Origin of the sequence: Halalkalibacter sp. AB-rgal2, from assembly GCF_041821005.1 — a bacterium.
GTDB lineage: Bacteria > Bacillota > Bacilli > Bacillales > Bacillaceae_D > Halalkalibacter.
This window is the reverse complement of record NZ_JBGUAV010000015.1, coordinates 44,408-57,401: the sequence shown is the minus strand read 5'-3', so window position 1 is coordinate 57,401 and position 12,994 is coordinate 44,408. Positions and strand designations below refer to the sequence as shown.

General features: G+C 41.8%; 14 protein-coding genes. 13 read left to right on the top strand and 1 reads right to left on the bottom strand.

Features of this window, described 5'->3' with window-relative positions; all coding sequences use genetic code 11:
• Positions 1–7 precede the first annotated feature (7 nt).
• The 12 genes from atpE (at position 8) to spoIIQ (ending at position 11,254) form a co-directional block, all read left to right on the top strand.
• Positions 8–223: a F0F1 ATP synthase subunit C gene (atpE, locus tag ACERJO_RS12895; RefSeq protein WP_035344710.1), complete on the top strand. Its 216-nt coding sequence runs from the start codon at positions 8–10 to the stop codon at positions 221–223.
• A gap of 164 nt (positions 224–387) precedes the next feature.
• Positions 388–873 (top strand): F0F1 ATP synthase subunit B, encoded by a 486-nt coding sequence (gene atpF / locus ACERJO_RS12890; RefSeq protein WP_252120605.1) that lies wholly within the window; start codon positions 388–390, stop codon positions 871–873.
• Entirely contained in the window at positions 870–1,418 is a 549-nt protein-coding gene (locus tag ACERJO_RS12885; protein ID WP_247102129.1) for a F0F1 ATP synthase subunit delta, read from the top strand. Before atpF ends, ACERJO_RS12885 begins: the two co-directional genes overlap by 4 nt.
• 21 nt (positions 1,419–1,439) lie before the next feature.
• Positions 1,440–2,948 (top strand): F0F1 ATP synthase subunit alpha, encoded by a 1,509-nt coding sequence (gene atpA / locus ACERJO_RS12880; RefSeq protein WP_373647748.1) that lies wholly within the window; start codon positions 1,440–1,442, stop codon positions 2,946–2,948.
• Positions 2,949–2,985: 37 nt separating this feature from the next.
• Positions 2,986–3,849 carry an ATP synthase F1 subunit gamma gene (atpG, locus tag ACERJO_RS12875; RefSeq protein WP_247102141.1) on the top strand — a complete coding sequence of 288 codons (864 nt, stop codon included), beginning with the start codon at positions 2,986–2,988 and terminating at the stop codon, positions 3,847–3,849.
• A gap of 294 nt (positions 3,850–4,143) precedes the next feature.
• Positions 4,144–5,556 (top strand): F0F1 ATP synthase subunit beta, encoded by a 1,413-nt coding sequence (atpD, locus tag ACERJO_RS12870; RefSeq protein WP_247103080.1) that lies wholly within the window; start codon positions 4,144–4,146, stop codon positions 5,554–5,556.
• A 100-nt stretch (positions 5,557–5,656) separates the two neighbouring features.
• The gene (locus ACERJO_RS12865) at positions 5,657–6,058 is read left to right on the top strand and encodes a F0F1 ATP synthase subunit epsilon (RefSeq protein ID WP_247102143.1); all 402 of its coding nucleotides are present in this window, start codon (positions 5,657–5,659) and stop codon (positions 6,056–6,058) included.
• A gap of 351 nt (positions 6,059–6,409) precedes the next feature.
• Positions 6,410–6,646: a DUF1146 family protein gene (locus tag ACERJO_RS12860; protein WP_247102145.1), complete on the top strand. Its 237-nt coding sequence runs from the start codon at positions 6,410–6,412 to the stop codon at positions 6,644–6,646.
• Between the two features lie 95 nt (positions 6,647–6,741).
• Positions 6,742–7,515: a YwmB family TATA-box binding protein gene (locus ACERJO_RS12855; RefSeq protein ID WP_373647747.1), complete on the top strand. Its 774-nt coding sequence runs from the start codon at positions 6,742–6,744 to the stop codon at positions 7,513–7,515.
• Between the two features lie 44 nt (positions 7,516–7,559).
• The gene (gene murA / locus ACERJO_RS12850; protein WP_373647746.1) at positions 7,560–8,885 is read left to right on the top strand and encodes a UDP-N-acetylglucosamine 1-carboxyvinyltransferase; all 1,326 of its coding nucleotides are present in this window, start codon (positions 7,560–7,562) and stop codon (positions 8,883–8,885) included.
• Positions 8,886–9,049: 164 nt separating this feature from the next.
• On the top strand, positions 9,050–10,066 hold the full coding sequence (spoIID, locus tag ACERJO_RS12845; protein ID WP_247102173.1) for a stage II sporulation protein D: 1,017 nt from the start codon (positions 9,050–9,052) through the stop codon (positions 10,064–10,066).
• 357 nt (positions 10,067–10,423) lie between these two features.
• On the top strand, positions 10,424–11,254 hold the full coding sequence (gene spoIIQ / locus ACERJO_RS12840) for a stage II sporulation protein SpoIIQ (RefSeq protein WP_373647745.1): 831 nt from the start codon (positions 10,424–10,426) through the stop codon (positions 11,252–11,254).
• Between the two features lie 262 nt (positions 11,255–11,516).
• Here spoIIQ and ACERJO_RS12835 read toward each other — a convergent pair whose 3' ends face one another.
• Positions 11,517–12,164 (bottom strand): transcriptional regulator, encoded by a 648-nt coding sequence (locus tag ACERJO_RS12835; protein WP_373647744.1) that lies wholly within the window; start codon positions 12,162–12,164, stop codon positions 11,517–11,519.
• A gap of 457 nt (positions 12,165–12,621) precedes the next feature.
• Between ACERJO_RS12835 and spoIIID the strand changes: the two genes are divergently transcribed.
• Complete coding sequence (gene spoIIID / locus ACERJO_RS12830) at positions 12,622–12,909, top strand: sporulation transcriptional regulator SpoIIID (protein ID WP_035344741.1); 288 nt, start codon at positions 12,622–12,624, stop codon at positions 12,907–12,909.
• Positions 12,910–12,994: the final 85 nt, after the last annotated feature.

The following is a 12,994-nucleotide window of genomic DNA, read 5'->3' as shown; positions in this document are numbered from 1 at the left end:
TATAATTATGACAGCATTAGCAATTGCAATTGTAGCAGGTTTAGCGGCGATCGGTGGAGCGTTCGCAGTAAGTATTATCGTAAAGGCAACGATCGAGGGAACAACTCGTCAACCAGAACTACGTGGTACATTACAAACTCTTATGTTCATCGGTGTACCTCTTGCTGAGGCGGTTCCGATCATTGCGATCGTTATCTCTTTCCTATTATTATTCATCTACTAATTCTTGAGCTTGCATAAGAAGCAAGCTTTATTATGGGAAATGGCGATAGTGTTCATTTAGAACCTTCGCCATTCCTTTTGTACGACTTACAAAGAAGCTAATGAATGAATTACTTATACATTGAATGGAAGTATTCTTCACATCCATGAAAGGAGTGAATCCAATTGACAATACCTTGGGGATCGATATTATACCAACTATTTGCGTTTCTAGCGTTACTATTTTTATTGAAGAAGTTTGCGTTAAAGCCTTTACTTGGTGTAATGGAAAAGCGTGAACAAATTGTAAATGATAATCTCGACTCAGCAGAGAAGACTCGTAAAGAAGCGGAAGAGCTCATTGCGAATCAAACGAAAGAGCTTGAGAAAGCAAAAGAAGAAGCACATGAAATTATTCAAAATGCGAAGAAGCTTAGTGAACAGCAAGGGCAAGATATTATTGCTCAAGCAAGAGAAAATGCCGAGCGTTTAAAGGATGCGGCTTTAGCTGAAATCCAACGTGAGAAAGAGCAGGCAGTTGCATCATTACGTGAAGAAGTAGCAGGTCTTTCTGTCTTAATTGCTCAGAAGGTCATTACGAAAGAATTGGATGCAAATGAGCAGGAGAAGCTGGTTTCAGAATATCTGAAAGAAGTAGGCGAGAAGCTATGAGCAATCTCACAGTAGCCAATCGTTATGCGGAAGCCCTTTTTAAAGTGGCTCAAGAAAAGAACGTACTAAACGAATTGAATGCCGAGCTTCAATTAGTGAAAGTCGTAATCGAATCAACTCCTGAATTTGTCCAGTTTGTTAGTCATCCGAAGGTAAAGACAGAAAAAAAGCAAGCATTTATTAAGGAAAGCTTCGGACAAGCGCTAAGTGAACCGAGCCTTCATCTGATTTACCTCTTAGTCGACCGTAAACGTACGGACATTCTCGTTCCATTAATTCAAACATTTAAGAAGCTTGCATTAGAAGCACAGGATAAAGCAGAAGCACTTGTCTATTCAGCTAAGCCTTTAGCGAAGGAAGACGAGCAGCAAATTGCCGAGCTTTTTGCAAAAAAAGCAGGGAAGAAACAACTTGAAGTGAAAAATGTGGTAGATCAAGAGCTAATCGGAGGTTTAAAGATCCGAATTGGCGATCGCATTTATGACGGTAGTGTAAAGGCGCAGCTTGACCGCATGCAGCGTCAACTAATTGCCGGAACACGCTAGTAGAAGATAGGGGTGAATGAAATGAGCATCAAACCAGAGGAAATTAGCTCTCTTATAAAACAGCAGATTGAACAGTTTCAGTCTGATGTTCAAGTACAAGATGTCGGTACAGTAATCCGTGTCGGTGACGGTATCGCACTTGCTCATGGTCTTGAAAATGCTATGGCTGGTGAGCTTCTTGAGTTCTCAAACGGGGTTATGGGGATGGCTCAGAACCTTGAGGAGAATAATATCGGGATTATTATCCTTGGGCCTTACACAGACATTCGTGAAGGTGATGAGGTCAAACGTACAGGACGTATTATGGAAGTGCCTGTTGGGGAAGAACTTCTTGGTCGTGTCGTGAATCCATTAGGTCAACCAGTTGATGGACTTGGGCCAATTGAAACGTCTAAGACTCGTCCGATTGAAAGTAAAGCACCTGGAGTTATGGACCGTAAATCAGTACATGAGCCACTTCAAACAGGTATTAAATCAATCGACTCAATGGTTCCGATCGGTCGTGGTCAACGTGAGTTAATTATCGGTGACCGTCAAACAGGTAAAACAGCGATTGCAATTGATACGATTATTAACCAGAAAAACGAAGATATGATTTGTATTTACGTTGCAATTGGTCAAAAGGAATCAACGGTAGCAGGTGTTGTTGAAACACTTCGTCAAAAGGGCGCACTAGATTACACAATCGTTGTATCTGCTGGTGCATCTGATCCAGCGCCGATGTTATACCTAGCACCTTATACAGGTGTTTCGATGGGTGAAGAATTCATGTATAACGGTAAGCATGTTCTTGTGATCTATGATGATTTAACAAAGCAAGCTTCTGCTTATCGTGAGCTTTCCCTATTGTTACGTCGTCCTCCAGGTCGTGAGGCATTCCCAGGGGATGTATTCTACTTACATTCACGTTTGCTAGAACGTGCAGCGAAGCTAAGTGATGCAAAGGGTGGTGGCTCAATCACAGCTCTTCCTTTCATTGAAACGCAAGCTGGTGACGTATCTGCATACATTCCGACAAACGTTATTTCAATTACTGACGGACAAATTTTCTTACAATCAGACTTATTCTATTCTGGGGTTCGTCCTGCGGTTAATGCCGGTTTATCGGTATCGCGTGTTGGGGGCTCTGCTCAAATTAAAGCGATGAAAAAGGTTGCAGGTACGCTACGTCTAGATTTAGCGGCGTATCGTGAACTAGAAGCATTTGCTCAATTCGGTTCAGATCTTGACAGTGCGACTCAAGCAAAGCTTAACCGTGGTCAACGTACAGTTGAAGTGTTAAAGCAAAATTTACATGAGCCACTTCCTGTTGAGAAGCAAGTAACGATTATTTATGCGCTTATTAACGGATTCCTAGATGATATTCCAGTAGAAGATGTTCTACGTTTTGAGTCAGAGCTATTTACATACTTTGACCATAACAAAAAAGAGCTCCTTGATAGCATTCGTACGACTGGAAATCTTCCTGAAGCTGGTGAGTTTAACGCAGCGATAGAGGAGTTTAAAAAGACATTTTCAGCGAGCAAGTAATCGAAACACTTGATTTTTCAAAAAGGTGGTGAGTGAAATGGCTTCAATGAGAGATATAAAAGGGCGTATTACGTCAACAAAAAAGACGAAGCAAATTACGAAGGCGATGCAGATGGTTTCAGCTGCGAAGCTAAACCGTGCCCAGCATAATGCTCAAGCGTTCCTACCATATACGGAAAAGATTCGTGAGGTTGTTGCGAGTATTGCTTCTTCCGAAACAGAGATATCTCATCCGATGCTTGAGGAGCGTCCTGTGAAGAAGACTGGCTATATTATTATTACGTCTGACCGTGGGTTAGCGGGTGGTTACAATGCTTCTTTAACACGTGCCCTTCTCCAAAAGATAAGTGAACGTCATAAATCACCTGATGAGTACGGTATTGTCGTAATGGGACGTATCGGTCGCGACTTATTCAAAAAGCGTAACTTACCGATTATTCAAGAGATTGTCGGTTTATCAGATCAGCCTGAGTTTAATGAAATTAAAAGCTTGGCGAAGACAACGGTCGACATGTTTGCTGATGGCTTGTTTGATGAGCTATACATTTGGTATAACCATTTTGTTAGCCCCATCACACAAGAAGTAACAGAAACGAAGCTGTTGCCATTAACGGATCTAGCTGAGGACAATCAATCAGGTAACGCGGCTTACGAATATGAGCCATCTGAGCAAGTCATTTTAGAGCAGCTATTGCCACAATATGCAGAAAGCCTCATTTTCGGTGCTTTGCTTGATGCCAAAGCGAGTGAATTTGGTGCCCGTATGACAGCAATGAGCTCTGCAACTGACAATGCAACGGCTCTCATCGATGATTTAACGTTAATCTATAACCGAGCACGCCAAGCAGCAATCACACAAGAGATCACCGAGATCGTCGGTGGAGCTGCCGCGTTAGAATAAAACCAAGCAATCAAAGAGAAACACAAGAACATAAGGATATCCGAAAAACATGGTGTAATAGCCATTAGAAGGGCTCCCTCTATCCGCAAAAAAAGCATAAAGGGATTGCACCAAAACAAACAAGAAACACAAGAACAAAAGGATATCAAAAACATGGTGTAATAGCCATTAGAAGGGCTCCCTCTATCCGCAAAAAGCATAAAGGGCATTGCACCAAAACAAACAAGAAACATAAGAACATAAGGATATCCGAAAAACATAGCGTAGTAGCTATTAGAAGGGATGGAAAAAACTATGAATAGTGGTCGCATTACTCAAGTAATGGGTCCGGTTGTCGACGTGAAATTTGACGACGGGCAGTTACCTGAAATATATAATGCTTTACGTGTTGAGCAAAAAGGTTCGGATATAAATGCGGTTGATGTAAGCGTAACGTTAGAAGTTGCGATTCATCTTGGTGATAATACCGTACGTACTGTTGCCATGGATTCAACAGACGGACTTGTTCGTGGTACAGCTGCAGTTGATACGGGCGCTCCGATTTCCGTACCAGTTGGTGAAGCGACATTAGGACGTGTATTTAATGTATTAGGTGAGGCGATTGATTTAGATGAGCCAATCGCTGCTGATGTAAAACGTGATCCGATTCACCGTGAAGCACCACAATTTGAGGAGTTATCGACAAAAACAGAAATTCTTGAAACAGGAATTAAAGTTGTTGATCTTCTTGCTCCATACATTAAAGGTGGTAAGATCGGTTTATTTGGAGGAGCCGGGGTTGGTAAGACGGTTTTAATCCAAGAGTTAATTAATAACATTGCCCAAGAGCACGGGGGGATTTCCGTATTCGCAGGTGTAGGGGAGCGTACTCGTGAAGGGAACGACCTTTACCATGAAATGACGGATTCTGGTGTTATTAATAAAACGGCGATGGTGTTCGGCCAAATGAATGAGCCACCAGGTGCACGTATGCGTGTTGCACTATCTGGTTTGACAATGGCTGAGCATTTCCGTGATCAAGATGGACAAGATGTATTATTGTTCGTTGATAACATTTTCCGTTTCACTCAAGCAGGTTCGGAAGTGTCGGCTCTTTTAGGTCGTATGCCTTCTGCCGTTGGTTACCAACCAACACTTGCAACGGAGATGGGTCAGCTTCAAGAGCGTATTACATCAACGAAAGTCGGTTCTGTTACATCGATCCAAGCCATTTATGTACCAGCCGATGACTATACAGATCCAGCTCCAGCGACGACGTTTGCTCACTTAGATGCAACGACAAACCTAGAGCGTAAATTATCAGAAATGGGTATTTACCCAGCCGTTGATCCATTAGCGTCTACATCACGTGCGCTTTCTCCTGAAATTGTTGGAGAAGAGCACTATGAGATAGCTCGTCAAGTGCAATCAACATTACAAAAGTATAAAGAATTACAAGATATCATTGCGATTCTCGGTATGGATGAGCTTTCTGAGGAAGATAAGCTTATTGTACACCGTGCACGTCGTGTTCAATTCTTCTTGTCGCAAAACTTCCACGTAGCCGAGCAGTTCACAGGACAGCAAGGTTCATACGTACCAGTTAAAGAAACGATCAAAGGCTTTAAAGAGATCATGTCTGGCAAGTATGATGATCTTCCAGAGGATGCATTCCGTCTTGTTGGTCGTATTGAGGAAGTTGTTGAAAAAGCGAAGGAAATGGCGTAACACTAAAAGAGGGGGCGTATGAGGCCGCTGAAAAAGTATGAATCATCTTTTTCAGAGCCCTTTGATGTACTCCGCTCAATGCTAGTAAGGAGGGTTCCACATGCAAATTAATGTTAGTGTTGTTACTCCTGATGGCAAAGTGTATGACGGAGATGTAGATATGGTAAGTGTTCGCACGATTGAAGGCGAGCTTGGCATTTTACCACGTCACATCCCGTTGGTTGCTCCATTAACAGTTGGAGCAGTGCGCTTGAAAAAAGGCACCACTGTAGAAAAAGTAGCTGTGAGTGGTGGATTTGTTGAAGTTCGCCCCGATCAGGTCACGATTTTGGCAGAGGCAGCTGAGTTGCCTTCAGGGATTGATGTTGATCGTGCACAGGAAGCTAAGAAGCGTGCCGAGCAACGGATTGAAACAAACAAAAAAGATGAAATTGATTTCAAACGTGCTGAGCTCGCCCTACGCCGAGCAAGTAACCGTTTGGATGTCGCTTCAAATAAGTAAGAATAAAGGCGCCGTGAGTGGCGCCTTTTTTTTGTTTGGAATCTGGATGTTTCTTTCTATCTGCTGAAACCTTCTCATTAATCTTCTGTAAATAAATTAATTTAAAATTTTGTAAAATGTGAATAGAATGTCAAGAAACCATACAAGTTTTATTTTTGTCTAATTAGATAAAAAGTCGCTTGAACCATTGATATGTAAGCGTTTTACCTGTGTGTAGCCAAGTTTAATTAGATTTATATACCTATAGATTTTTTTTTTTGTTTCCGTTAAGATGGAGAAGGTTGTGTCATGTTGACAAGTAACCTAAAATAAATGGGATAGAGATAAGATCAAAGAAAAGGGGTCGTTTCTATGCTTGAAGGATTTGGTCAACAAGCAATGTTAGCCATCGTCATTAATGTGTTCTTTATAGCCGTTACATGGTGGGCATTACAATCTTTTCGATTTGATTTGTTTGTCAAAGATCCCGAAGGACCAAGAGCGAAGGTTCTTATGATAATCGTCACGATTGCCATTGCTCAGTTAGTTAGTCAATTCTTTTTAGATTATATGTACTCTTCACAAATGCTCCGATACATATGGGAATAAGCAATTTGTCGAGAGATGACTACAACTTCCATGTATTGAACGCACTCTCCTGGTAAAAATGATACTAAATCATGTTTTCTTGGGGAGGAGAACAAATGGCTTTATGGCGACTAATAATTATAGCAGGTTTACTTTTATTTGCGGCAGGGTATGTTCATGTGTACGGTGCACAAGAGGATGTACTTGACTATCAAGAACCGTTAACTCAGTTTTATCAATTTGTACATGACGTCGATCTTGAGGTGGAAGAGTGGCACATTCGGGTGAGGGACCAACGATTGTTACCTTTTACATCAGAGGATGATTTTATGCATGACTTGGAACAATTATTTCAATCAAATAAAAATTGGGTTCGACAAGATCTTGATATGACAGGGACGGATTGGAGTGCTTTGTATACATATGAAGATGATAAACGACCTGTAAAGGAAGCTATCCGCATTAATATGCATCCTATATCGCCCGAAAGCAACGAACGTAATCGTATCATATCGTACCAAATACAAGCAAATGATCTGATTACTGAATATGATTTAAATGAAATAGTCGAGCAACGCATTACCGAATTGGGCTTAGATGAAGGGGAAGCCTATGTTCAATTGCGCGCAATTAAAGAAAAGGAACGAACGAACACAACGAATATACAAACACAAGCGTATGAATGGTTAGAACATTTAGATGCACAAGCAGTAGAAGAATTAGTTGAGGAACAGTTTATCTCTCTCTCTGCGTATCAGCCAGAATGGGGTTCTGGTCTTATGACAGGTAATGAGCACATGAATGTCCAAATCGCCCTTCGTGATGTAGAAGGAATGGGCGCTAGGACAAGAGTGACAATTGGCACGCCTATTATTACGACTGAATATTGATGATAGAGAAGAGACTATAATTTAGAGACGCGGAGGGGAATACGTTGGAAAAAATTATTGTCCGGGGTGGCAATGAGCTACGCGGTACAGTGAAGGTAGAGGGAGCGAAGAATGCTGTTTTACCAGTCATTGCTGCATCGATCTTAGCAGGCCGCGGCACGAGCCACATATATGATGCGCCAAAATTGGCAGATGTATATACGATGAAGGAAGTTTTAAGTAATTTAAATATAGATGTTCAATATAATAAAGGTGTGTTTTCCGTAAATGCCGAAAAAACATTAAAGACAGAGGCGCCTTTTGAATATGTTCGCAAAATGAGAGCATCTTTCCTAGTAATGGGACCGTTACTTGCACGAGTTGGGAAGGCGCGAATCGCCCTTCCAGGTGGTTGTGCAATTGGATCAAGACCGATTGATCAACATCTTAAAGGCTTTGAAGCAATGGGAGCAACAGTTGAAATCGGAAATGGCTTTATTGAAGCATCGATTGATAGAAGACTACAAGGTGCCAACATTTATTTAGATTTCCCAAGTGTCGGAGCAACTGAAAACATTATGATGGCTGCTGTATTAGCTAATGGTGTGACATTAATCGAAAATGCAGCAGAAGAGCCTGAAATTGTTTGCCTGGCGAACTACTTAAATGCAATGGGAGCAAAAGTTCGCGGAGCAGGTACAGGTGAAATCCGTATTGAAGGTGTCGATGAATTGGTTGCTTGCGAGCACACGGTGATTCCGGATCGTATTGAAGCAGGTACCTTTATGGTAGCAGCCGCCATTACAAGTGGAAATATCCTAATTGAAGGTGCTGTATCAGAGCATCTACGTCCACTAATTGCCAAGATGAAAGAAATGGGCGTTAAAATTACAGAAGAAGAAAAGGGCTTGCGAGTTGTTGGTCCAAAGAAACTAAAGCCAGTTGATATTAAAACAATGCCACATCCTGGATTTCCAACGGATATGCAAGCGCAAATGATGGCATTATTATTACAAGCGAACGGTACGGGCGTCATTACGGAAACCGTGTTTGAAAATCGCTTTATGCATGTCGAAGAATTCCGTCGGATGAATGCGAATATTAAGATTGAAGGTCGATCTGCGATTATGACAGGTCCAAGTAAGCTACAAGGTGCAGAGGTAGCCTCAACTGATTTACGTGCTGGAGCGGCACTTGTGTTAGCAGGACTCGTAGCTGACGGAGTGACACGTGTAACGGAGCTTAAACACATTGACCGTGGATATGTTGATTTAACTGATAAGCTTATTGCCCTTGGTGCTGATGTTGAACGTGTGACTGAAGTCGTAGAAACCGAAACGGAAGCTGTTGAAACGCCATCGTCCTTACAGTTAAATACAAACCTAGTTTAAATGAAATGGCTCCAACTAGCGGGGCCTTACATACAAAGAAGAGGGCACTGAAAAAGTTTTTTTACTTTATTGGTGTCCTTTTAATTTTCTAATAAATGATGCTTCTAATTAACGCTTCGTCCTCATATACTGTCCTAGAACAATTTCACATTGGGGGACTAAATATGAAACGAATTCTCATTGTAGCACTTATTCTCTGCACAGTTATCCTCGTCATACCAACGATGCTCGTTGTGGTTGTATCACCAACACCAGATGTCAATGTGATGCAATCAGCCCCTACAGACAAAGAAAGTGGATGGGATTATGACCCGTCAGAAGATGTTTCCATTGCCGTATTTCGCAGTCAGCAAGAAGTGATTGATACGTTACCACTCGAAATTTATGTAATGGGAGTTGTCGCTTCTGAAATGAATGCAACCTTTGAAATGGAGGCACTGAAGGCACAGGCTCTAACAGCTAGAACCTATATGGTCAGACATATGCTTGCACCTCAAGATGTTGATTTACCTGAAGGTGCTATGGTTACAGATACGATTATGCATCAAGTGTATAAAGATGAAGAGGAGCTTAGAGAAGCGTGGGGGAGTGAGTATGAACACTTCATGAAACGAATTGAAGAGGCGGTCCTCTCGACGCAAGGTCAGGTGCTTACGTATGATGACGAGCCAATTGATGCGATGTTCTTTTCGACTAGTAACGGCTATACGGAAAACTCAGAAGACTATTGGGAAAATGAGATCCCTTATTTAAGAAGCGTTGAAAGCCCTTGGGATCAACGTTCACCACGGTTTACAGCCGAAACGACTTTTACGGTGGAGGAATTTGAGCAGAGGTTAGGAGTTACGTTACCTGAAGATCAATCAGTTGGCGTTATATCCGAACGAACAAAAGGAAGTAGAGTGGCGAAAGTAAATATTAACGGTACTGAATTATCAGGCAGATACGTAAGAGAGGAGCTCGGACTCGATTCCTCTGATTTTCAATGGCGTCGCGAAGGAAACCACATCGTCGTACAAACACGCGGTTGGGGACACGGTGTCGGGATGAGCCAGTATGGTGCTGACGGCATGGCAAAGGAAGGAAGCGATTATGAGGAGATCGTCAATCATTATTATCAAGGCGTAACGATTGAAATGGTTGATCCGTATGTTCAAGAGCTAACGGCAAAGGCGGAATAAGAGAGACCTTATGATGAGACGATTGAAGAAGGATAGAACGAGGCCACTGAAAAAGTAAAATCGACTTTTTCAGTGCCTTTGTACAAAATAGCAATGGCTTTACACGATGCGCGCCTGATACGAGAAGACCAAACCGTATCAGGTTTCTTAAAATGGGAAACGGTTACGCATACCCCTCCCTACCGGTTTGTCCTTCTTTTTTGGACAAACCTTTTTTCATATCAAAGCAAAAAGTAATCAAAATGAGATGTATAATTCTATGTAAACTCTCAAATACTAAGCACAAAAAATATTTTTTCGAAAAATATGTATAGAAATCCTTCATTCTGATCACAATGGTTGCTGAGGTGATGAGAAATGAGAGAAGATAACAATCGATCTTCTAATAATGAGGAAACAAAAATGAATATTCGAAGTATTTTACGTAAACGTTGGGTTATTCCTGCACTTTATTTAGCTGCTGCTGCTCTAGTATTAAGCGCTGTATTTATGCTACAAAATAATGATGATACAGTCGCACCTGAAACCGGAATGGATGCTGATGGCGTAAGTCAAAATGAGAATCCATATGGTGAAGAAGCCCTTCCGGTTACATCGATGTCAGAGCGCGTACAGATGCCATTTGAAAATGAACATGAAATGAACATTGTCGGTTACTTCTATGACGTTCATGCGACGGCTGAGGAGCAACAAGAAGCACTTGTCTATTATAATAATGAGTACTATCCAAATAAAGGAATGGATTTTGCTCATGTTGATGGCGAGAGCTTCGATGTCATTGCCGCTTTATCAGGTACGGTTGTTCGTGCTGAAAAAGATGAACTACTTGGCTACATTGTCGAAATCTCACATGAGGATGATGTTGTGACACATTACCACAGTCTAGAGAATATAGACGTCGAGCAAGGTGATACAGTCGAGCAGGGAGATGTGTTAGGAACAGCTGGTCGAAATGTGTATAACAAAGACGCTGGTATCCATGTACACTTTGAAATTCGTCAAGATCAAATGGCGATTAATCCGAACAATGTGTTTGATCAACCAATTGATGCCATTGAGGATATTGCGAAGGAACAAGAGGAAGATGAAAAAGAAGCAGAAGAAGAAGAACAGGATCCAGCGGAAGATGATCAAGATGAATCAGATTCAAATGATGAATCAGCTGAATCTCATGAGCTTCATTCTTAATACAACGTGTAAAGTGTGATAAAAGGGACATGATTCCTTTTGTCACACTTTTTTGTGGTGTTGGAATACCAAACGGAACGTCATTCCGCTAATGGGGCGAAACACGCCGTTTCAGCATGCGAAGTGGAACGCTATTCCGCTATTATGCCAAAAGAAGAGCTAAGCGCCGCACAAACGATCAAATAGCGTAATGAGGTTCAGGAAAGGCCTTCAAAAAAGGCTCTATGGGTGAAATAGAGGAATGAGGTTCCGTTAAGACTTATCATTTGAGTACATAAGTGCGAGCGCGCTGGTTCCCACTAGCAACTGCTAGTATTTGTTTGTCTACTAGCTTATGCAAAATGATTCGTGCATATCGATCACTGATATGAAGGTGCTGAGCAACTTCTAGAGGAGTAAGAGGACGAAGGATGCGTTGAGAAAAACGGACAACTTCAGATTCAAGCCGAGATAATTGTGGGGAAACATCAATTGAAGTGAACTTACCGATAAAAGCAAGGATCAGTTGTTGACAGCGTTGAGGTTCATCCGTAATGGAAAGGTAAGCGATGGGTAAAAGTGTCCAGCCATCGAGAGCTAATAATGAATGGCGCCAGCACAGATCTTTAAAACGTCTTACATCGAGGTCTCTTGCGTGGGGACCATATCCTTGAATTTCAATCGCTCCTTTCGCTTGATGACTAGGTCTGTACGCGAGATCAAGGTAACGGTACCCATTGTTGAAATCCCGCACCTCCCATTCAGGATATAGATGATTAAAGTTTCCAAAAGTAGGGAACCAAATGTCTTGAAGAAATCTAATCGTACCATGGCCTAGTCCTTTAATGAGGAATTCTCGTCTTCTGTGATTGTTCTCTTCGGCTATTTGATTTTCGAGCCACGTGTGTAAAGCTTGATCAAAATTTGACAAGGGAAGCACATCCTTTTAGTGGAGTAAAATCGTGGATAGGTCAATATGGAGAAAGAACATATAAAATTATAGTAACGCATGTCCTCTCTTTTCACAACGGTCTAGAGTGGATGTAATGATGAAACGGAACGTCATTCCGTTAATGGGGCGAAACACGCCGTTTCAGCATGCGAAGTGGAACGCCATTCCGCTATTATGCCAAAAGAAGTGCCAAGCGACGCACAAACGGTCAAATAGCGGAATGAGGTTCAGGAAAACTCCTCGAAAAAGGCTCTATGAGTGAAATAGCGGAATGAGGTTCCAGACTATCTGGAAAGTTGCTATCCCTTGATGGTTAGCCTTAGACAACCCCCCTATTAGAAAACTCGCGCCTGTCCTTATAATAAGGTGGTATATCTCCTTTACCTCGCTAATAAACTGTACCAATCACCAAGATTGAATTAGGGAGGCGAGTCGTGTGCACGATTACATCAAAGAGCGAACCATCAAGATAGGTAGGTATGTGGTCGAGTCCAAAAAGACAGTTCGAACAATCGCAAAAGAATTTGGAGTCTCGAAAAGTACCGTACACAAAGACCTCACAGAGCGTTTACCAGAAATCAACCCAGAACTAGCTAATGAAGTGAAGGAAATTTTGGAGTATCACAAGTCTATTCGCCACCTGCGAGGCGGAGAGGCGACGAAAGTGAAGTATCGAAAGTCCGAAAAAGACAATCAACCATCTGCTGTACAAACTCCTAACTAATTTTTGAAAAAATTCCACCCGTTTCGACATTTATATGATAAAATTAACAATTAGGTACATCGTATTAGTAAACATACGATTTCTA

Excerpts from the sequence above, each read along its gene's own strand:
- atpE (WP_035344710.1), top strand. The coding sequence starts at position 8 with ATGACAGCATTAGCAATTGCAATTGTAGCAGGTTTAGCGGCGATCGGT.
- ACERJO_RS12860 (WP_247102145.1), top strand. The coding sequence starts at position 6,410 with ATGCTTGAAGGATTTGGTCAACAAGCAATGTTAGCCATCGTCATTAAT.
- atpD (WP_247103080.1), top strand. The coding sequence starts at position 4,144 with ATGAATAGTGGTCGCATTACTCAAGTAATGGGTCCGGTTGTCGACGTG.
- atpG (WP_247102141.1), top strand. The coding sequence starts at position 2,986 with ATGGCTTCAATGAGAGATATAAAAGGGCGTATTACGTCAACAAAAAAG.
- ACERJO_RS12865 (WP_247102143.1), top strand. The coding sequence starts at position 5,657 with ATGCAAATTAATGTTAGTGTTGTTACTCCTGATGGCAAAGTGTATGAC.
- spoIID (WP_247102173.1), top strand. The coding sequence starts at position 9,050 with ATGAAACGAATTCTCATTGTAGCACTTATTCTCTGCACAGTTATCCTC.
- spoIIQ (WP_373647745.1), top strand. The coding sequence starts at position 10,424 with ATGAGAGAAGATAACAATCGATCTTCTAATAATGAGGAAACAAAAATG.
- ACERJO_RS12855 (WP_373647747.1), top strand. The coding sequence starts at position 6,742 with ATGGCTTTATGGCGACTAATAATTATAGCAGGTTTACTTTTATTTGCG.
- atpA (WP_373647748.1), top strand. The coding sequence starts at position 1,440 with ATGAGCATCAAACCAGAGGAAATTAGCTCTCTTATAAAACAGCAGATT.
- ACERJO_RS12885 (WP_247102129.1), top strand. The coding sequence starts at position 870 with ATGAGCAATCTCACAGTAGCCAATCGTTATGCGGAAGCCCTTTTTAAA.